This is a genomic window from Halosimplex yunnanense, from assembly GCF_054504345.1.
This window is the reverse complement of the sequence record NZ_JBTJEL010000029.1, coordinates 102,166-122,190: the sequence shown is the minus strand read 5'-3', so window position 1 is coordinate 122,190 and position 20,025 is coordinate 102,166. Positions and strand designations below refer to the sequence as shown.

Here is a 20,025-nt window from a genome sequence, read left to right as displayed (position 1 = left end):
GGTGAAAGTGAAACGTCCGGCCCTAGACATAAATCTGGGCCACACGGTGAAAGTGAAGCGGTGAGTCACTAGTCAAAAGTGATAGCCACGGGGTGAAAGTGAAAACGCGCGGCCGAGGTCCGTTCGGCGGAAATCGAGAGAACGGCCTCAGTGCGCCCAGTCGACCATCCGACCGTAGGTCTCGTCGGTGCGGAGCGCCTCCGCATCACCGACGAGAACGAGCGCTTTCTTCGCCCGGGTGAGCGCGACGTTGACGCGCCGGTAGTCCTCAAAAATGGGCGAGTCGAGCGATCCGGTCGCGACGAACGAGATGACGATGACCTCTTTGCTCGACCCCTGGAAGCGGTCGACCGTGTCGACGGCGACGGCGTCGGGGACGTGCTTCCCGATCTCGGCCACTTGCGCGCGGAACGGCGCGATAACGCCGATCTCCTCGGCGGGGACGCCCGCCTCGCGGTACGCCGCGACCGTCTCCGCCACGGTGGCCGCCTCGGTCGGGTTCGTGTTCCCCTCAGCGTCCCCATCGGGGTCGACGAACGTGACCTGGTCGCGGAGGTGGTCGGGCAGCGCTTCGACGTCGACCTCCGACAGGTCGCGAAGATGTTGGCTGGCCACCCCGCCGGTCGCGGGGCGTAGCTGGCCGTCGTAGAACTCCCGGGAGGCGAAGGCCTGGATGCGCTGGGCCATGCGGTACTGGCGGTCGAGCATGACCGAGGCGTCGGGATAACGCTCGATGAGCCGCTGGAACAGCGACCGGGAGAGCGTGGCGCCGGGGGCCGGCGGTTCGTCACCGCCGGTCTCCGGTTCGGGTTCGTCGGCCTGGACGACCGGCGGCAGCTGCTGGTGGTCGCCGACGAGGACGAGCCGCTCGGCTAGGTTCGTCGCCGCGAGCGTCCCGGGTTCGGTGAGCTGGCCCGCCTCGTCGACGACGGCTACGTCGAAGTCCTGCTCGCGCATGATCCGCGACCCGCAGGTGGCCGTCGTCGCCGCCACGACCTGCGCGTCGCGCAACTCCGCGACCCGCTCGTCGGGGTCGCCGGCCCGCTCCAGCCGGTACTCCTGCATGTCCTCGCGAACCCCGCTCTCGGTGCCGACGCGGACGAAGTCGGTGAACTCCTGATCCACGAGCGCTTCGAGGGCGTTGTCGACTGCGCGGTTGGTAAAGGCCGAGAGCATGACGCGCTCGCCGTCGTCGACCAGCGCTTGCACGACGTGGGCCAGCGTATACGTCTTCCCCGTCCCCGGCGGCCCGTGGATGAGCGCGCAGTCCTCGCAGCCGACGGAGAGCCTGACGGCCTCGTCCTGGGCGTCGTTGTTCGGGACGAACGTCTCCTCAACCTCCTCGAACTCGGGCTCGCGCCGGCCGAACAGCACGTCCTTCTCGGCGGGCGACTGCGTGAGGACGGCGTCGTGCAGCGCGGTGAGCATCCGGTCGGTCGAGAGTTCGGACGGGTAGACGTCGATGCGGCGGAGTTCGACCGGTTCGTCGGCGGTGACGACGATTTCGGGCCCCTTCCCGTCGTCCTCGTCGACGCTGCCACCGAGTCGCTCCACGCGGGCGAGTTCCGCCTCGCCGCGGATCGGGTCGCCGTCGCTGGCGAGCACGAGGTCCCCCTCGCGGATCTTCGAGACGGCGCCGGTCCCGCGAGCGCGGAGCTCCCAGCGGCCGCCGTCGAGTTCCGTCCGCTCGGTGGGTTCGAGGTTCACCAGGGCGCGGTCGTCGTCGGCCCGCTCTTCCGGCGTTTGCTCCCAGAGCTTGGCGTACTCACGGTGGACGGCCCGGCGCTCGCGCTCGATGGACTCGTAGACGCGGTCGAAGTACTCGCGCTCTTCCTCGGGGACCTGCTTGCCGACCTGTCCGGCCTTCGACTCCTGTCCGAGCCGGCCGGAGACGGCCATGCAGGTGTCCTGCTCGAAGCAGTACTCGCACTTGGCGTCGGCCTCGTATCCCGTCGGCACGTCGACGCCGTGTTCCATCGCGGCCAGCGCGTTCCTCGTGCGGAGGACGAACTTCAGGAAGCCCGACCCGATGGAGAACTCCTTCGCCGGGGAGAGGTCGCCGCTCTCCTCGTTGCGCTCGACGGCCGCGTTCTTGGTGTAGAGGAGCGTCCCAGTGTCCGGCGGTTCCCCGCGGCGCTCGCCGAGGATGAGTGCATAGCAGGTCGCCTGCACCTTGTCGTGAAAGCGGGGCTCGCGCTTCGTGTTCTTGCCCGTCTTTAGTTCCACGGGCATCCCGCGGCGGACGGCGTCGGCCCGCCCCTTCAGCCCGTAGGTCTCGCTGACCAGCGTCATCTCCGATCGCCACTCGTCCTCGTCCGTCAGGGTTCCCTGCTGGAGCCAGCCCTCGATGGCCGAGGCGTTCTGTCGGACTTCCTCGCGGACCTCGTCGGCGCTCCGGCCGAGCATCCCGAGTTCGAGGCCGGCCTCCTCGACCCGCTCGTCGATGGACTCGTCGAGATCACGACCGCGAAGGAGGTCGCCGAACACCTCGTGGACGATGGTCCCCTTGACGACGGGGTACGCGTTCGGCGTCCCGCCGATCTTGTTGAGGTAGTACATCCGCGGGCACTGCACCCACGAGCGCACGTCGGTCACGTCGACGAGGAAATCGGGTTCGACGACGACCATCGAGTCGCCGCTCGTCGAGTACTGCTGCTCGCCGCGATACTCCCGTTCCTCGGGGTTCGTCACCGCGAGTTCCATCCCGGGTTCGAGGTACGTCGCCGTCTCGGTCCACTTGCCCCAGAGGGTCACCGTGGTCGGTTCGCCTCGGCCCCGGTCGGGCCGCAGGCTCACCTCGACGAGTTCGCTCTCGCCGTACTGGGTCGAGACCGTCTTCGGTTCGCTCACGTCGACGGCGACGCCGCGGAGTGTCACGCTCAATTCTCGGGACGGCCGCGGGAAAAACGCTGTCGGTTAGATGGGGTCGCCGTCGTCGACCTCGCCGCCGTTCGGCCGTCCGTTCGAGGGCTGGCCCTCGTTCCTGCGCTCGCCGCCGGGTTCGCTCGTCCGACCGCCAGAGCGCTGACCCTCTCCGGGACTCCCGCCGCGGTACGGATCGTCACTCACGTCCGAGCCATTCCGGCCAGCCGCGTCGTCCCCGCGCTCCGATCCGCGTCGGTCACCGTTCGTTCGCTCTGCGCGCTCGGACCGGTCGGAGCGGTCGGACTGGTCGCGGGGACCGCCCGGATCCGGCGCGTCGGGCGAGACGGCGGGCACGTCGACCGCCTCGAGCGCGTCGTCGATTATCGCCTCGGGGTCGACGCCCTCGACAGTCGCTTCCGTCGTGAGCACGAGCCGGTGGGCCATCGTCGCGCGGGCGAGTCGCTTCACGTCGTCGGGCGTCGTGTACTCACGGCCGGCGATAACGGCGCCCGCTCGCACGGCCTCGAAGACCCGCTGGACCCCGCGCGGCGAGACGCCGATCTCCGTTCGGCCGTCCTGGCGAGTCTCCCGCGCGATGTCGATGATGTACCGCCGCACCTTGTCGTCGACGCGCACGTCCTCGGCGAGGTCCTGCAGCGCGAGCACCGTCCCGGGACCGATCACGGGATCGACGCTCGGCGCGAGCGAGCGCCGCTCGGCGCGCTTGTCGAGCAGGTCCATCTCGCCGTCCACGTCGGGATAGCCCATCGACGTCTTGACCGCGAAGCGGTCGCGCTGGGCTTCGGGCAGCCGGAAGGTCCCCTCTTGCTCGACGGGGTTCTGCGTCGCGATGACGACGAACGGTTCGGGCAGGTCGTGGGTCGTCCCGTCGACGCTGACCTGCCGCTCCTCCATCGATTCGAGCAGCGCCGCCTGCGTCTTCGGCGGCGCGCGGTTGATCTCGTCGGCGAGGACGACGTTCGTGAACACCGGGCCCTTCGCGAACTCGAACTCCCGCTCGTGCTCGTTGTAGACGTTCGACCCCGTCACGTCCGCGGGCAGGAGGTCCGGCGTGAACTGGACGCGCGTGAACCCCAGCCCCAGCGATTCCGCGAGGACGCGCGCCAGCACCGTCTTGCCGGTCCCCGGAACGTCCTCGACGAGGACGTGGCCGCGGGCGATGACGGCCGCGAGCGTCTCGTACAGCACCGACCGCTCGACGACGACCGCCTCCTCCACCCGTTCCACCACGTCGAGGCACACCTCCGTCGCCTCGTCGACGGTCAGCTCCTGATCGGCCATGGCCGTCCCCTGTGACTCCACCGACATGAATCTGTGCGATCCGCGCTCCGGCGTCCGCCCCGCTTGGGGACCTATCCGCGGAGCAACGCCGCCAGCACCAGCGCACCGACGACGGCGGCGGTCATCGCGACCGTGTTGCCGGCCGGCCCCAGCGCGCTCGTTCGGAGTGCGTACAGCCCGGTCGCCCCGACCACGGCGACCGCGCCGATCCCGACGGCGAAGACGCCGTGGTACAGTTCCAGCCGTCTGGTCTCCGGGCGGTGGCCGAGTTCGGCGGTGAGTCCGAGCCCGAACGACCCCGCGTCCCAGACGACGAGGGCGCCGGCGACGCAGGCGAACACGAGCGGTGCCGGGAGTCCGGTGGACCCCGCACCGACGGCGGCGATCACCAGCCCCGCGGCCGAAAGCGCCGGACCGCCGGCCCTGTCCGGGAACACGTCCAGTCGGACGGCGATCAGCGCGAACCCGACGAGGACGAACACGAGCAGCGGCGCGAGCAACACAGCGGCCACGAACAGGAGCGGGCTGAAGAGGACGATCCCGAAGGTCTGCGGGACGACGCCGAACAGGAGGACAACGATGTAGCCGGCGCCGGCGATGGCGCCCGCGACGGTTCGGGTCTTCCGCTCGTCGAACTGGCGCGTGAGCCCCCGTGCGCCGACGGCCACGCCGGCCGCCAGGAGCGCCAGCGTGCCGACGGCGAGCAGCGGTCCGACGACGTACACCGAGGAGAGGGCGGCGACGACGGGCGCTGCGCCGGGGACGAGCGCCAGCGCCGGCGAGGACGTCGCCAGGAACACCAGCGAGACCAGCGCCGTCCCGACGCCGCCCAGCGCCATGAGCGTGAACGCGCGCTTGGTGCGCCCCAGATTCGCCCTGACGGCCTCGCGCCGGTCGCGCGGCGCAAGCTGGACGACCGGAAGCCAGCGCAACGAGACCCTGACGGCCGCCGCGACGAGGCCGACGACGGCCAGCAGCCCGATCGCCGCGGCCGTCGGATTCTCCGCCGCGGTCGTCCCGTCCACGAGTTTCCAGCAGAGGAACAGCCCGGCGACGGCGATCGCGCCGCCGAACAGCCAGCAGATCCCGAAGACGTACGAGAGGATACCCTGCGAGAGCGCCGACTCCAGCGGCTCGTCGGTGGCGACGTCCGCCCACGAGGAGGCCACCCCGAGCACCGCGAGCGCGAACCCGCCGATCAGCAGCGGCCCGCCCGGATAGACGAACACGAGCACGCCGAGCAGTATCGCGCCCGGGAGAAAGCAGAGGTGGCCGACGACCTTCTCGCCGAGGGTGTCGCGGTCGAGCAGGGCGACGCCGGCCGACGCGATCCCGGCGACCAGCGCGAACCCGGTCAGGAAGCTCGGCCGCCCGACGACGGTTCCCGTCGCGACGGCGAGCGCGACGACCGTCACCGCGGCGATGCCGAGACTCGTCTCACGCGGGCGTCCCTCGTCGCCGACGGCCGAGGGCCTGTCCAGCCGCGGGCCGAACGGCATCAGCGCGCACCCCCCGTGGCGGTCCCCGCGGGCTGGCGCGCCTCGACGGCGAGCGCGTACTCTAACACGAGCGCCAGCGGCGTCCCCCGGCGCCAGTCGATGGTCCGCGCCCCGCTGGACTGGCATCGGGTGAGTCGCGTCTGTCGCCGGACGGCCTCGAGCTGGCCGCCGACGGTCGTCGCCGTCACCACGTCAGGCGAGAGGACGATCCGGGAGCGGCCGAGCGCGCCCCACGAGGAGACCGCCTGTGCCGGTTCCTCGTCCAGCAGCGGCGAGACGAGCGCGAGCTGGGACCGCCGGTCCGCGAGTTCGGCGACCTTCTGGAACTGGTAGCTCGGGTCGACGCTGCTCGGCACGTCCACCTCGACGGCCCGCTCGATGCTCGCAAGCAGCCGCGAGCGATGGTCGGAGCCGGTTCCCGGCGCCACCCAGTCCAGCCCGCCGGGACCGGACGTGTCCCGGCCCACGACCGCCAGCCCGACGTCGTGGCCGACTCGCATGAGCGCGCTGATCGTCCGGACGGCCGCGTAGGCCGACCGCTCGACGGCAGTGGGCCGGCCCGGGCCGGCAGCGACGCGGCAGACGTCACGGGCGTCGAGGACGACGACGACTGAAGTCGAGACCCACCGCTCGTAGTTGACGGTCGCGAGCTCGCCGCGGCGGGCGTACTGGCGCCAGTCGATCCGGTCGGCGGCGTCGCCGTGGCGATACTCCCGCGTCGAGTGGAACTGAACGCCGCGGCCGGGCTGGTCGCTCGTCAGCCGGCCCACGAAGTCGTCGCCGCGCTCGGCCAGCGGCGGCGCGTCGGCGTCCAGCCGACAGATCAGCCGGTCGTCGCCGGCCGTCGGCACGGCGGTCGTCGCAACCATCCCCGCGCCGCCTGAGCGGAGTCGCGCCCGCGGCCGCTCGAAGTCGTACTCGCCGCGGCGGGCGACGACGGTGTACTCCAGGTCACAGGATTCACCGGGTTCAAGCGTCGTCCCCGCCCGCGGCGATCCGTCGACGACTTGCAGGTCGTCCGGCACTCTGTCGACGATTCGCAGGTCCGACAGCGTCCGCTCGCCCTCGTTCGTCGCGGTGAGTGAGACCGTCACCGGCCGACCCGGCGGCGCGGGGGTGGGGTCGATCGTCCGCTCGACGGCGACCGCTGACGGCGGGTCGACCGTCGAGACCGCGCCATAGGCCACGTAGACCAGCGGGATGGCGGCGGCCAGCAGGAGCGCGGCGCTCCGGAACCACAGGCCCGCGACCGCGAGGACGAGCGTCGCAGCGACGGCCCCGCGCCAGCGGACGCGACGCTTACGCATCCTCCCACACCTCCTCGACGAGGTCCGTTACGTCTGAGTCGTCGGTCGAAGCCACGGCTTCGGCGGCGTCACTGCCGGGAGAACCGGTGTCCGTGTCGGACGCCGAATCGCCCGTTCCGGCCGCCCCGCCGTCGGTTTCGCTCCCCGCGCTGCCTCCGTCGTCACTGTCGCCGGCCGAACCCGCCGTCGGCGGCGTACTCGCTTCTTGGAGCGTCCCGTCGACGGAGCGCTGGAGGCTGCCGAGCGCCGGCGCGAGCGTCGGCAGCGTGCGCGGCGCCCGCTGGCCCGCCACCGGCGGCAGCTCCGCTTCGGCGGTCTCGGCGATAGCACCGACCGCGCGGGCGGTCCGTCGGCGGACGACGCGCTCGGGGAACAGCCACGCCCGGATCCGCTCGCGCAGCGATCGCTGCGGCGGATCGACCCGTTCGTCGACGACCGCGGCGGCCACTGGGTCGCTCGTCCACTCGCCCGCCGCGAGCGCGTCCTGGACGGCGTCGCGGTCCGTCCCACTCGCGACGAGCACCCGCGTCAGCACCTCGCGGAGCGGCGGTCGGACGACCTCGAACCCGTCCTCGACGGCGTCGCTCGACGCGGCCCGGTCGCAGGCCTCGTCGACGGTCTTCGCGAACTCGGCGCCGGTCACGTCGGCGGGGTCGGCCGTCTCCTCCGGCCGCCCGGCCACGAGCGCGCCCTCGTCGGTCCACGGCGCCGGCGCGACGTCCTCGTCGTCGGCCGGGCGGTAGAGCTTCGCGATCACCAGAATTCCACCGACCAGCGCGACCAAAACGGCGCCCACGCCCGCATCGGAGGCCGTCACCGGCGTCAGGACGACGGCGAGCGCGAGCGCCGCGGCGATAGCGACCACGCCGATCAGGGCCGCGATCGCCGTGAGGACGCGCTTCACGAGTCCTCACCCTCCCGCTCGCGTTCGATCGATTCGAACGCCTCGCGTGCTCGGTCGCTCCGGTCGGTCGACGATCGGTCGCCGTACTCCGCTTCGCGGAACGCCTCGGTGAGTACGCGCACCGGCCGCTCGGGGAACCCCCGTTCGATGGCCGCCCGCGAGACCTCGCCCGGGGTCGACTGCCGCCACGAGTTCGGGCGGACCCATCGCGCGAACTGTCGCCAGATCGCCCGCAGCGACCGCGTCGCTGGCCCGTCGTCGCCGGTCGATCGCCTGTCTGCGGTCCCGAACGTCGGTCGGGTGTCGTCGTTGCTGCTCGCGTCCGGTTCTTCGCGCGTCCACCACCGATAGACGAGGAAGGCGACGAACAGTGCGACGAGCGACCCGAGGAACCCGAGAGCGCCGAACTGCGACGTCAGTCCAGCTACGAGCGCGAGCGCGAAGACCGCGGCGACGGCGCGACGAGCGGAGAACCTGTCCGCGAAGAAAGCCCGGACACGCCCGGGAAGCGCGCGCAGCCACGCGCCGAGTCGAGCGGCGAGCCCACGGATCGAGAGCGGGAGCGAGGCGATGCGCGCGGCGACCCGGCCGAGCGCCGCGGCGACGCGATCCAGTGCGACGGCGATCCAGTCGGCGATGGCGAGCGCGGTCCGCCGGACGAACGCGACGAGGGCGGCCAGCGAGCCGGCCGCGGACTCGCCGCCCGACCGCACGGTTCCCCGGTTCAGGACGGCGGCGCCGAGTAGCACGAGACCTATCGAGACGAGCAGGCCGAACCCCTCACCGACGACCAGACCGACGAACATCGTCGCGACGGCCGCCCACACGAGCGCGGCGCGGCGGCCCGCACGTCGCCCGCGGACACGGGTAGTGACGGTAACGCCGACGACGCCCGCGACCAGCAGGAACGCCGCCGGAACGATGGTCGCGAGGTAGACGTTCCAGAGCGTCGTCCTCACACTCTGTCGCTCGGTCCGCACCGTGACTGACTGGCGAGGGTCCGCGGGGAGCGAGAACCCGAGGCTGCCGTGGTCGTCGGTCCGACCGAGCTGTGACCCGGCGAGCGAGACCCGAGCGTCGTCGACCGGGGGGCCGCCGACGGTCGCGTTGACGAGCGCCGGTTCGCCGGGGAAGGGAAGTCCCTCCTGCGGGACCACGCTCGCGTCCAGCAGCCACACGTCGAGGACGACCGAGGCACCGAAGTCCCCGCGCTCGACCGCGATCCGGATCGAGTCCTCGTCGTCGGGAACCGCGAGGTGGTAGGTCCCGTTCACGGTCGTCCGCCCGACGAGTTCGCCGTCGACGCTGACGTTCGCGCGGCGCATGCCGACGCCTTTGACCGACGCGCGCAGCGTCACCGTCTCGCCCGGGTACGGGTCGCCGGCGACGGTGGCGTTGGCCGTCCCGTGGACGGTGTAGGGCGCGGTGTCGTTCCCGTCGTCGGTCTGTGCCAGCGAGTCGGTGTCGCCGCCGAGCGAGAGGTCTCCGGCTCCGAAGCCAGCGCCCAGACTCGACCGGTCGGAGCCACTGAGACTCGACTGCTCCGGACGGGCGACGTTCGACTGCGGGTCGTCTTCGTACTGTCGACGGAAGAACTCACACTCCTCGCCGGGCTTCTGGACGGTCACGTTCAGCTCGCGAGTGTAGGGCGCTCGCCCGCGCACGCCGCCTTCCTCGTCGGTGCGACCGACGAACCGGTCGCCGAACCAGACGGAGACGTTCGGAGCCGGTCTGAGGTCGTCGTATACGCTGACTTCCACCATCGCGCCGGGGATCGGCTCGTTCTCCACGACGACCGCACAGCCGCGTTCGGTCGGCGGCGCGTCACCGCCGGGGACTGGAATCGGATCGCCCTCGTCGCGGATCACCTTGCCCGCTCCGCCGGTGTCGCCTTCGCCGTCGCTGCTCCCGCGTTCACCGCCTCGGTCCTCGCTTTCGCCGCCCTGTCCACTACCCCCCTCACCGGGAACCGTCCCCCGTCCGGATTCCCCGCTGCCATCGTCGGCGGATCCGCTGCCGTCCCCCGCCTGACTGCCCCCATCGCCTCCGGCGCTGCCGCCGCCGACGCCGGCGTTGGGCAGTATCGGGGCGACGAAGGCCGCGACGACCAGCCCGAGGAGACAGAGGACCACGAGCGCGACCTGTCGACGGTCGACACCCGCGGCTCCCGCGCCCGCGCCGCTTCCGCCCTCGCCCGTCGCGTCTGTTTCGGACACCGTCGTATCCCACTCCCCCGGCGCCGGACCCGTCCGGTCGCCGGGCTGTTGTACACCTGTCAGATGTCCCCGGTAATCAAACGTCCGGTCCGGCAGTTCGGGGCGAGCGGCGCGAACAGCGGCCGACCGCGCGACCGGGGACCGATGCCTTCATTCCCGGTGGCGTCCAAGGCGCGACCGATATGCGCGTCCGCGACTGGCAGGACATCCTCGAAGACGTCGTGGAGAGCAGCGCCGATCCGGACGGTTGGCGCGCGACCGGCGGCGACCGCGCGAACGGCATCGGCGAGGATCTGTACTTCGGCCACCCCTCGGTCGGGGTGTTCCAGGTCAAGACCTACGCGAAGAACCCCTACGAGGTGCAGGGGGTCGGCGCCGAAGTCGCGCGCAAGATCGACGACGAACTCGACCCGCTGTTCCCGGAGGAACCCGGCGACGGCGGGATGTTCGGCGTCCGACAGGGGATCGAAGACGAAGACGAGGCCGAGGACACCGCTTCACGCCTCGAGGAGGTCGTCCAGGCCCACGCCGACGCGCCGACGACGCCCGACGCCCTGTTCGAGGACGTAATGGACGCCCTCGATTCGCCCGCCTACGGGCCGATGGAGTACGACCAGTACGGACGTCCCGACTCGGTCGACGAGCTCGCAGATACGTTCGAGGAGGCCGAGGAGTTGCTCGATTCCGAACTCGACGACCTGATCGACGAGTCCGTCGACCGGGGCTTCCACTGATGAGCGCCGACGACCGGGTGCGGGCGTACTACGACGCGCTCCGCGCCGGTGAGGCGCTCGCTCCCTTCTTCGCTCCGGGCGACGACGTCGTCAAGGTCGGTATCTCCGAGCGACTCGTCGGCGGGGAGGAGGTCGCCGAGGGCCTGCGCGAGCAGACGGAGACGACGACCGGCTGGCACGTCGAGAGCCGCGACCTCCGGGTCACCGAACGCGACCGCCACGCCTGGTTCGCCGACAGCGTCGCGATGGCGTGGACCGACACCGACCGGCAGATCCGCTTCGAGTTCGACACCCGCTGGAGCGGGACGCTCGAACTGCGGGCGGGCGACGAACCGGCCGAATCGGACGCCGCCGAGACCACCGATGGCGACAGCGAACCCGAACGCTGGCAGTTCGTCGGCATGCACGTCAGCACTGCGAGGGACCTCGGATGAGTCGGACCGGTGCGTCGCGGAGAAGGCGAACTCGAACACCCGGGAGAAACCGATGGTAGACCCGATCTCCGACGAGGAGCGCTCGTCGTTCAGCCGGCGCGTCACTATCGGCGTGACCCTGCTCGTCGGCGCCTCGGGCGGACTGGTCGCGTTGCAGGTCGACCCCACGCCGCTCCAGGCGCTCGGCGCCGTCGTCCTCGGACTGATCGTCGGCTACCCGCTCGCCAGGTTCGTCATCCCGACCGGTTCCTCGCCGGCGAGCCGCCAGCGACAGCGCCGGCGCGAGCAACAGCGCCGGATCGAGGAGAACCCCTTCACCGACGGCGAAGGCGGGAGCACCGACGGGGGTCGTTCGGACGATAGTCGCTCGAACGGTGACGGCGACACGGGCACCGGCAGTGACACGTCTTCACGGTCGCGCGACCGCGGACGGCGCTGATCGGCGTCGGCGCTAGAGTCGGAGCGGAGATCCGGAGAATCGATTACTGCGTGGTCACTCGCCGACGCGAGCGAGCCACAGCGCGGGCTCGTCGAGTTCGGCGTCGGTGGGCAGGTTGGCGGGGTCGTCCCAGACGACGGAGGCGCCGGCGACGCCGCGCTGGTCGGCGACGGCGTCGAAGAAGGCCTTGCCGCGCTCGTACTGGCGGCGCTTCATCCCGAGGCCGAGCAGCCGGCGGATGACGCGCGCCACCGGCCCGCGGCCGCGCCGGCGCTCTTCGACCTTCTCGCGGAGGTCCGCGTACTCGTCGTCGAACGCGCGATCCATCACGAGTTCGGCGTACCCCTCGACGGCGGTCATCGTCGTGTCGAGTTCCTTGAGCGCGTCGCGGTCGAGCGACCCCTCACCGAGGGCGGTCACGGCGCCTTCCATCGTCGTTTCGAGGTGGTCGGAGAGCCACGGGGCCGCGCCGAACTCGGCGGCGTGTGCGACCTCGTGGAAGGCTATCCACCGGCGGAACCGACCGAAGTCGACCCCCAGCGCTGCGGCGACCTTCTCGATGTTCGGGTGGACGAAATACAGCGCGTGGTCGTCGCCCTCGGCGAGCAACAGCGGGTCGTACTGCCCGAGGACGTTGTTCCCGAGGAACGCGAGCGCGACGCTCATCGTTCCGGTGTTGACGACGCGACTGGCGCCGGGGAACATCGTGACCTGCTCCTCCAGCGGGCGCATGACCCGCTCGAAGGTAGCGACGTTCGCGTCGATCCAGTGGTGGCGGTTCTGGATCTCGACCATCTCGGGGAGGTCGAACTCCACGGCGGCCACCGAACGGACGCGGTCGCGGGCCTCGCGCACGTCGGCCGCGTAGCCCGCCTCCTCGGCTCCGGTGAGGGCCAGCGACCCCGGATCGGTCGAGGCCTTGGCGGCGTCGGCGACCGAATCCCAGTCGACGGGCCCCTCGCCCGAGGCGGTCGTGACCGCCCGGACGCTCTGGTACAGTCCCATACTCGAAGGAAGGCGCGCGGCGGGAAATGCCTTCTCCCCGCCGGCGGTTCGCCGCGGAACTGCGCCCGCGTTCCGGGCTATTCGAGCGCCGGTTCGCCCGACCCGCCGAGGAGACGGCGGACGACGACTACGGCGACGACGAGCCCGACGAACGCGAGCAGCGAGGGCAGCGGACTCGATCCGCCGCCAGTGTCCGATTCGCCGCTACCGAGTCCGGTCTCGTCGGTCGCTCCGTCTTCGTCGGAGAACCCGCCGCTGCCGGGCGCGTTCGCCGTGAACTCCGCGCCGTCGAGGTGAACTTCCAGAAAGGTGATCTCGACCATATAGACCGTTCGCGGACGGCCCGGAAAGGGATTTCGCCGGCACCGGCCGGCCGCGGGCGACTGCCAAGCCCCGCGGGCGCGGATAACCCCTCCATTCTTGGGGGCGCCAGTCGACCCCCGGTACATGGCACCGGAGATTACGAAAATCGAGAGTACGGAGTTCAGCTACGAGATCCCCGACATGGGGACCGACCAGCACGGGTTCAACCTCGTCTACGAACCCGGGAGCTCCGTCGAGCGCAAGCTGTTCGCCATCACGGTCCACACCGACGAGGGGATCACCGGCGAGTACGTCGGCGGCAACTCCCCGGGCGCGGCCCAGTACAACACGTTCGCGAACTACCTCATCGGCAAGAACCCGCTGGAGCGGGAGAAACACTGGTCGGAGGTCAAACGCGCGCTGCGGAAGTACGACCGGATGGGCATCGGCCCCATCGACATCGCGCTGTGGGACTTCGCCGGCAAGTACTACGACGCGCCGATCCACGAGCTGCTCGGCACCTACCGCGAGCGCATCCCCGCGTACGCCTCGACGTACCACGGCGACGAGAACGGCGGGCTGGAAACTCCTGAAGACTTCGCCGACTTCGCCGAGGAGTGCCGGGACATGGGCTACGACGCGTTCAAGATCCACGGCTGGGGCGGCAGCGATGGCTCCCGCGACCTCGACCGAGAGGTCGCTGCGGTTCACGCCGTCGGCGAGCGCGTCGGCGACGAGATGGACCTGATGCACGACCCGGCCTGCGAACTGGAGACGCTCGCCGACGCGCGCAAGCTCGGCCGCGCGCTCGACGAACAGGGCTTCTACTGGTACGAGGACCCCTACCGCGACGGCGGCATCTCCCAGCACGCCCACCGGAAGCTCCGCCAGAACCTCGACACGCCGATCCTCCAGACCGAGCACGTCCGCGGCCTGGAGCCGTTCACGGACTTCATCGACGCCGAGGCGACGGACTTCGTCCGCGCCGACCCCGAGTACGACGGCGGCATCACCGGCGCCATCAAGCGCGCCCGCGTCGCCGAGGGCCACGGCCTCGACGTCGAGTTCCACGCGCCCGGCCCCGCCCAGCGCCACTGCATCGCCGCCGTCCGCAACAGCAACTACTACGAGATGGCGCTGGTCCACCCCGAGGCGCCCAACACGACGCCGCCGGTCTACGCCGGCGACTACGAGGACCAGCTCGAGACGATCGACGACGAGGGAACCGTCCCCGTCCCGGACGGCCCCGGCCTCGGCGTCGACTACGACTGGGAGTTCATCGAGGAGAACTCCACCGGCAGCGTCCACGTCTACGAGTAGCGCGTCGGTGGGTGACGCGCCCAGTCATCGACTTCTGCCGTCCTGAGCGTTGACAGGTCGACCACGAAACGGCCAAGACCCCTCCCCGTCATGCCGGAGACATGTCGAACTATCGCGCAGGGATAATCGGCGCCGGTGGGATCGCCGGGCTGGGTATCCTGGGGATGCACGACGAGGAGGACATCGGGGAGAAGAAGTTCACCGCCAGCCACGCCGGCGGCTACGAGGCCGCCGAGGACATCGAACTGGTGGCCGTCGCCGACGTCGACGAGGAGAAACTCGACCGGTTCGGCGACGCGTGGGACATCCCCGACGAGGGGCGCTACGTCGGCCACGAGGCCATGCTGGAGGCGGAGGATCTCGACGTCGTCTCCGTCTGTACCCCGTCGTACCTCCACCACGGCCCCGTTCTGGACGCCGCCCGCTCGGCGGCCGACCCGTCCGCGATCTGGTGCGAGAAGCCGATCGCCTCCTCGGTGAGCGACGCCAACGAGATGGTGGAGGTCTGCGACGAGACCGAAACCGAACTCGTCGTCAACCACTCGTTCCGGTTCACCGAGAAACAGTGCCGGCTCGCCGAACTCGTCCGCGAGGAGGACCTCCTCGGGGAGGTCCACTCGGTGTCGATGCAGTTCCGGATGGAACTGCTGCGCAACTCGACGCACCTGCTCGACACGCTGGTGCAACTGCTCGACGCGCGCGCCGAGCGCGTGGCCGGGCACATCACCGGGGAGAACGAGGCCGTCGACAGCCTCGAAGCGGGCGAGACGGTCGACGACGCCGGCGGCGGCGGATTCGTCGTGATGGACGACGGGTCGTTCGCGACCGTCGACTGCACGGTTCCGCGGGAGGACTCCTCGATGACGATGCAGTTCGTCGGGAGCGAGGGGAAGCTCTACCTCAACAACGACGACGGCGAGTGGCGCTACTGGCGGCTCGAAGACGGCGACCACGTCGAGGTCGACCTCGCCGAGTACGGCATCGAGGGCGCCTGGACGTGGGACGACGACTACGAGCGCGCGTTCCCCAACGCGGCCCGCCACATCCAGAACATCCTCGACGGGGAGGCGGAGAACCGCTCGTCCGGCAGGGTCGCGACCCGCTCGCTGGAGATCATCGTCGGCTTCTACCTCTCTCATTACACCGGCGGGCAGGTCTCGATCCCGCTCGACCGCCCGCTCCGGGACGTCGAGATCACCTCGTGGTAAGCGGCGACGCCGTTCGGTCGCGGATCCCGAAGCAACGGCCGCGGTAGCCACGTTCAAGGTGGTTCAGTCGAAGGTGGCCGCATGGACGACGAACACCGCGCGTTTCTGGACGATCTGCTCTCGACCGCCAGCCCGTCGGGCTACGAGGTTCCCGGCCAGCGGGTCTGGGTCGACTACGTCGAGGCGTTCGCCGACGAGATCCGGACCGACGAGTACGGCAACGCCGTCGCCGTCCACGAGGGCAGCGACGACTGCGACGTGTCGATCGCCTTCGCCGGCCACGGCGACGAGATCGGCTTCATCGTCCGCGAGGTCACCGACGACGGCTTCCTGCGGATCGGCCGAGTCGGCGGATCGGACAAGACCGTCGTGCAGGGCCAGCACGTGACTGTCCACGCCGACGAGGGGCCGATCAACGGCGTCGTCGGACAGATGGCGATCCACCTGCGAGACGGCGACAAGGACGACGCGCCCGAGATCGCGGAACAGCACGTCGACATCGGCGCCGCCGACGGCGATGACGCCGCGGATCTGGTCGAGGTGGGCGATCCGGTGACGTTCCAGCAGCGCGTCCGCGAACTCGAAGACGGGCGGTTGACTGCCCGCGGGATGGACAATCGGGTCGGGATCTGGGCGGCCGCCGAGGGGCTGCGCCGGGCTATCGAGGCCGGTGCGGACGCGACCGTCTACGCCGTCAGCACGGTCCAGGAGGAGGTCGGGCTGCAGGGCGCTCGGATGGTCGGGTTCGACCTCGATCCGGACGCGGTGATCGCCTGCGACGTGACTCACGCGACTGATTCGCCGGGCGTCCCCGGGGAGAAGTCCACCGGCGTCGAGCTGGGGGAAGGGCCGGCGGTGGCCCGCGGGAGCGCGAACCACCCCGCTCTCGTCGCGGCCGTGCGCGACGTGGCCGACGAGGAGGACCTTGACGTTCAGTTGCAGGCGACCGGATCCCGGACGGGGACGGACGCGGACGCCTTCTACGTCGCCCGCGGCGGGACGCCGACGCTGAGCCTCGGCCTGCCGAACCGCTACATGCACACGCCCGTCGAGGTAATCGAGGCCGACGACCTCGACGCGACGGCGGACCTGCTGGGAGCGGTCGGGGCGCGTGCGGAGACGTTCGCGCCGTTCGACGTGGGGCTGTAGCGGCGCTCGATACGGGCTATCAGCGATATGGCGTCTGATTCCGGGAGTTTCCAGTGTTGGAGGTCCCCGACCGGCCTGGTCGGCGCGAAAGGCCGAGATTGGGCGGTAGGGGGGCGAACGGAGGGCGTGGGGGGCCGATTGGGCAAGCGGTACGTTTAAGCACGCGACGAAAGGCAGTTCGGGTATGAGTGGACGACCGCTGGACGTACTCGAGGCGTCGCTCGGCGAGGAGGTCACGGTTCGTCTGAAGGGCGGCGAGGAGTACGTCGGCGACCTCTCGGGCTACGACCAGCACATGAACCTGGTCATCGAGGACGACGAAGACACAACGATTATACGCGGCGATAACGTCGTCTCGATTAACCCATGACTGGTGCAGGAACCCCGAGCCAGGGGAAGAAGAACACCACGACACACGTCAAGTGTCGTCGGTGCGGCGAGAAATCGTACCACGTGAAAAACAAGGTTTGCGCGTCCTGCGGGTTCGGCGAGTCGGCCAAACGACGGGACTACGCCTGGCAGGACAAAGCCGGCGAGTAACGAAATGCACGAGAAGTGCGGCGTCGTCGGCATCTCTACTACCGACCGTGACGTCGCCCGCCCCCTCTACTACTCGCTTTACGCCCTCCAGCACCGCGGCCAGGAATCGGCCGGCATCGTCACCCACGACGGCTTCCAGCAGTACGAACACGTCGAGATGGGCCTCGTCGGCGACGCCTTCGACGAGGACGATCTGGACTCGCTCAACGGCTCCAACGGGATCGGCCACGTCCGGTACCCGACCTCGGGGAGCGTCAACAACTGCTGTGCCCAGCCCTTCTCCGTCTCGTTCAAGAGCGGGTCGCTCGGGCTGGCCCACAACGGCAACCTCGTCAACACCGAGGAGATCCGCGAGGAACTCGCCGGCCTGGGCCACGCGTTCACCTCCGACGGCGACACCGAGGTGATCGCCCACGACCTGGCGCGCAACCTGCTGGAGGAAGATCTGGTTCGCGCGGTCAAGCGGACGATGAGCCGCATCCACGGGTCGTACTCGCTGACGATCACCCACGACGAGACGGTGCTGGGCGTCCGGGACCCGCAGGGGAACCGGCCGCTCTGTATCGGCGAACTGGAGGACGGCTACGTCCTCGCCTCCGAGAGCGCGGCCATCGACACGCTCGACGGCGAACTCGTCCGCGACGTGCGACCGGGCGAACTCGTGGTCCTCCACGACGACGGGACCGGCTTCGACACCTACCAGCTCGTCGAGACCGAGAACACCGCCCATTGTTTCTTCGAGCACGTCTACTTCGCGCGGCCGGACTCGATCATCGACGACGAACTCGTCTACGAGGTCCGCCGCGATCTGGGCCGTGCGCTGTGGGAGGAGTCGGGCATCGAGACGGACGTCGTGATGCCCGTCCCGGACTCCGGGCGCGCGTTCGCCACCGGCTACGCGGACGCGGCCCCCCAGGGCGTCGAGTTCGCGGAGGGGCTGATGAAGAACCGCTACGTCGGGCGGACGTTCATCATGCCGACCCAGGACGAGCGCGAGCGCGCGGTCCGGCTGAAGCTCAACCCGATCAAGAGCACGGTAGAGGGCAAGACCGTCACGGTCATCGACGACTCTATCGTCCGCGGGACCACCTCGACCCAGCTCGTCGAGTTGCTCTACGAGGCGGGCGCCGAGGAGGTCCACGTCCGCATCGGTGCGCCGCCGATCATCGCCCCCTGTTACATGGGCATCGACATGGCGAGCCGCGAGGAACTCATCGCGGCCGACCGGTCGATCGAGGAGATCCGCGAGGAGATCCAGGCCGACTCGCTGTCGTACCTCTCCATCGAGGCCATCGCCGAGGCGCTCGACAAGAGCGGGTCCGACCTCTGTCTCGGCTGCGTGACCGGCGAGTACCCCTACGACATCGAGGGCGAACAGACCGACCGCGAGGTCGAACGGCCGGCCGTCGGCCACTCCTCGGCCGACGACTGACGCACCGTCCCGTCGCGGGACGGGTTCTCACGTTTCTCCGGACCGTCAGAAGAGACTCGCGAGGTCGATCCCGAGGTCGAAGTGATCGATAGTGACGTATCCGACGTAGATGCCGACGATCCCGAGGACGCCGGCCGCGTTCGGAGGTGCGGGGATCGGGACGTTCAGGAACCGAAAAATCGCCCCGGTAAGAAAGCCAGTTAGCAGGGCGAGCGCGATAGTCGAAGCCGAGGCCATGGAACCGTCTACAGGCGGTCGATACTCACTTCTTTCGGCGCGAGTTCCGGACGCGGTCCCGTCGCTGGTCGGGTAGTGTCTCCCCAAAAGGTGGGTGGGTGTGGGGTGGGTGGGTGGGTGATGTGGCACCGAACTGGTGCCGCACCTGTGTATAGCCGCGAGGGGGTAATAAAACCAGCGCAGTGAAAATCAATTATGATAATGAACTATTCATCGGGGTTGTATTTCACCCTCCAGTGCAGATAAAGTAGGTCTCGGTCCGGCCTCACCATCGGACACGTGGTATCAGAACTGTGAATCGGGGCCGAACGTATTTGACTGCTCTCGCGGAAGATCGGAGAGTGAGCGGAATTGCGACTGACCGACAGCGCGGTCACGTCTCCGGGAGGGCGTGCCCGTGACCGAGTCGGGACCGACGGTGCTCGTCGTCGACGACAACGGCCCCATCGCCGAGACGTACGCGCAGTTCCTCGCCGATGACTACGAAGTCCGCGCGGTCACCAGCGGCTCAGCAGCGCTGGACGTACTCGGGCCCGCGACGGAGGTAGTCGTGCTCGACCGGCGCATGCCCGGGATCTCCGGCGAGGAAGTGATGACCCGCATCGCCGACCGCGCGCTCGACTGTCGGATCGTCGTGGTAACGGCAGTCGCGCCGGACGTCGACATCGTCGACCTGCCGTTCGACGGCTATCTGGTCAAACCCGTCGACCGTGAGGAGTTAGTCGCGGCGGTCGACGAGATGATGCGGCGCGCCGACTCCGACGACACCCTCCGGCAGTTCCTCGCGCTCGCGTCGAAGAAGGCGACGCTCGAAGCCCGCGCGGACCAGGGGGAGCTCGCCGAGAGCGACGGGTTCGCCCGTATCGAGGAGCGACTCGCCGCGAAACGAGCCGCTCTCGGGATCGAGACGGACACGCTCGAGCGCGTCGTCAGCGGCGATGCCCCGGACATCGACGACGGGATCGACCGCGGCCCGGTCGCGACCGACTGAGATACCTGTAGCAGTCGCTATCGGCTGCGCTGTTCTCGCATCGAGTAGTGTCCTTCCGTATCACCGTGAGCTCGCCGTCGGTAGCATCGTACCGAGTGACGGCGTCTCGGCATCGTCGGACGGAGCCGTCACTCGTCGGA

At 69.9% G+C, this 20,025-nt stretch carries 19 protein-coding genes; 10 read left to right on the top strand and 9 right to left on the bottom strand.

Translation table 11 applies throughout. The annotated features are described in order from the left end of the window. Positions 1-147: 147 nt before the first annotated feature. From AB2U09_RS04085 to AB2U09_RS04060, 6 genes are all read right to left on the bottom strand, one after another. Positions 148-2,877 (bottom strand): AAA domain-containing protein, encoded by a 2,730-nt coding sequence (locus AB2U09_RS04085; protein WP_459191412.1) that lies wholly within the window; start codon positions 2,875-2,877, stop codon positions 148-150. A 39-nt stretch (positions 2,878-2,916) separates the two neighbouring features. Further along, on the bottom strand, positions 2,917-4,167 hold the full coding sequence (locus AB2U09_RS04080) for an AAA family ATPase (protein WP_459191411.1): 1,251 nt from the start codon (positions 4,165-4,167) through the stop codon (positions 2,917-2,919). 71 nt (positions 4,168-4,238) lie between these two features. Next, complete coding sequence (locus tag AB2U09_RS04075; RefSeq protein ID WP_459191410.1) at positions 4,239-5,666, bottom strand: DUF7519 family protein; 1,428 nt, start codon at positions 5,664-5,666, stop codon at positions 4,239-4,241. After that, a complete protein-coding gene (locus AB2U09_RS04070) occupies positions 5,666-6,973 on the bottom strand; it encodes a DUF58 domain-containing protein (protein ID WP_459191409.1) in 1,308 nt (435 codons plus the stop codon). Before AB2U09_RS04070 ends, AB2U09_RS04075 begins: the two co-directional genes overlap by 1 nt. Beyond that, positions 6,966-7,877 (bottom strand): DUF7269 family protein, encoded by a 912-nt coding sequence (locus tag AB2U09_RS04065; RefSeq protein WP_459191408.1) that lies wholly within the window; start codon positions 7,875-7,877, stop codon positions 6,966-6,968. The genes AB2U09_RS04070 and AB2U09_RS04065 overlap by 8 nt, the downstream gene beginning before the upstream one ends. After that, positions 7,874-10,093, bottom strand: coding sequence for a DUF4129 domain-containing protein (locus AB2U09_RS04060; protein WP_459191407.1), 2,220 nt, complete (start codon positions 10,091-10,093; stop codon positions 7,874-7,876). Before AB2U09_RS04060 ends, AB2U09_RS04065 begins: the two co-directional genes overlap by 4 nt. A gap of 182 nt (positions 10,094-10,275) precedes the next feature. Here AB2U09_RS04060 and AB2U09_RS04055 point away from each other — a divergent pair, with 182 nt between their 5' ends. The 3 genes from AB2U09_RS04055 to AB2U09_RS04045 are packed head-to-tail and all read left to right on the top strand — an operon-like array spanning position 10,276 to position 11,700. After that, positions 10,276-10,827, top strand: a complete 552-nt coding sequence (locus tag AB2U09_RS04055; RefSeq protein ID WP_459191406.1) for a hypothetical protein — start codon at positions 10,276-10,278, stop codon at positions 10,825-10,827. Then, positions 10,827-11,261, top strand: a complete 435-nt coding sequence (locus AB2U09_RS04050) for a nuclear transport factor 2 family protein (RefSeq protein ID WP_459191405.1) — start codon at positions 10,827-10,829, stop codon at positions 11,259-11,261. Before AB2U09_RS04055 ends, AB2U09_RS04050 begins: the two co-directional genes overlap by 1 nt. A 52-nt stretch (positions 11,262-11,313) precedes the next feature. Beyond that, positions 11,314-11,700 carry a DUF8527 family protein gene (locus AB2U09_RS04045; RefSeq protein ID WP_459191404.1) on the top strand — a complete coding sequence of 129 codons (387 nt, stop codon included), beginning with the start codon at positions 11,314-11,316 and terminating at the stop codon, positions 11,698-11,700. Between the two features lie 54 nt (positions 11,701-11,754). On the opposite strand, the gene AB2U09_RS04040 is transcribed toward AB2U09_RS04045, so the two are convergent. After that, positions 11,755-12,705: an Rv3626c family coenzyme F420 biosynthesis-associated protein gene (locus AB2U09_RS04040; RefSeq protein WP_459191403.1), complete on the bottom strand. Its 951-nt coding sequence runs from the start codon at positions 12,703-12,705 to the stop codon at positions 11,755-11,757. Positions 12,706-12,782: 77 nt separating this feature from the next. Next, positions 12,783-13,028 (bottom strand): hypothetical protein, encoded by a 246-nt coding sequence (locus AB2U09_RS04035; protein WP_459191402.1) that lies wholly within the window; start codon positions 13,026-13,028, stop codon positions 12,783-12,785. 124 nt (positions 13,029-13,152) lie between these two features. Between AB2U09_RS04035 and AB2U09_RS04030 the strand changes: the two genes are divergently transcribed. The 6 genes from AB2U09_RS04030 to purF all read left to right on the top strand — a co-directional run bounded on the left by AB2U09_RS04030 (position 13,153) and on the right by purF (position 18,657). After that, positions 13,153-14,328 carry a mandelate racemase family protein gene (locus AB2U09_RS04030; RefSeq protein WP_459191401.1) on the top strand — a complete coding sequence of 392 codons (1,176 nt, stop codon included), beginning with the start codon at positions 13,153-13,155 and terminating at the stop codon, positions 14,326-14,328. Positions 14,329-14,429: 101 nt separating this feature from the next. Continuing rightward, positions 14,430-15,536 (top strand): Gfo/Idh/MocA family protein, encoded by a 1,107-nt coding sequence (locus tag AB2U09_RS04025; protein ID WP_459191400.1) that lies wholly within the window; start codon positions 14,430-14,432, stop codon positions 15,534-15,536. 81 nt (positions 15,537-15,617) lie between these two features. Continuing rightward, the gene (locus AB2U09_RS04020) at positions 15,618-16,685 is read left to right on the top strand and encodes a M20/M25/M40 family metallo-hydrolase (RefSeq protein WP_459191399.1); all 1,068 of its coding nucleotides are present in this window, start codon (positions 15,618-15,620) and stop codon (positions 16,683-16,685) included. 184 nt (positions 16,686-16,869) lie between these two features. Further along, positions 16,870-17,055: an LSM domain-containing protein gene (locus AB2U09_RS04015; protein WP_274323039.1), complete on the top strand. Its 186-nt coding sequence runs from the start codon at positions 16,870-16,872 to the stop codon at positions 17,053-17,055. Next, complete coding sequence (locus AB2U09_RS04010) at positions 17,052-17,225, top strand: 50S ribosomal protein L37e (protein ID WP_135363063.1); 174 nt, start codon at positions 17,052-17,054, stop codon at positions 17,223-17,225. Before AB2U09_RS04015 ends, AB2U09_RS04010 begins: the two co-directional genes overlap by 4 nt. A 4-nt stretch (positions 17,226-17,229) precedes the next feature. Continuing rightward, complete coding sequence (gene purF, locus AB2U09_RS04005) at positions 17,230-18,657, top strand: amidophosphoribosyltransferase (protein ID WP_459191398.1); 1,428 nt, start codon at positions 17,230-17,232, stop codon at positions 18,655-18,657. Positions 18,658-18,702: 45 nt separating this feature from the next. Here the strand turns inward: purF and AB2U09_RS04000 are convergent, their stop codons facing one another. Beyond that, on the bottom strand, positions 18,703-18,894 hold the full coding sequence (locus AB2U09_RS04000) for a XapX domain-containing protein (RefSeq protein WP_459191397.1): 192 nt from the start codon (positions 18,892-18,894) through the stop codon (positions 18,703-18,705). Positions 18,895-19,291: 397 nt separating this feature from the next. On the opposite strand from AB2U09_RS04000, the gene AB2U09_RS03995 reads away from it, so the two are divergent. Next, entirely contained in the window at positions 19,292-19,885 is a 594-nt protein-coding gene (locus AB2U09_RS03995; protein ID WP_459191396.1) for a response regulator, read from the top strand. Positions 19,886-20,025: the final 140 nt, after the last annotated feature.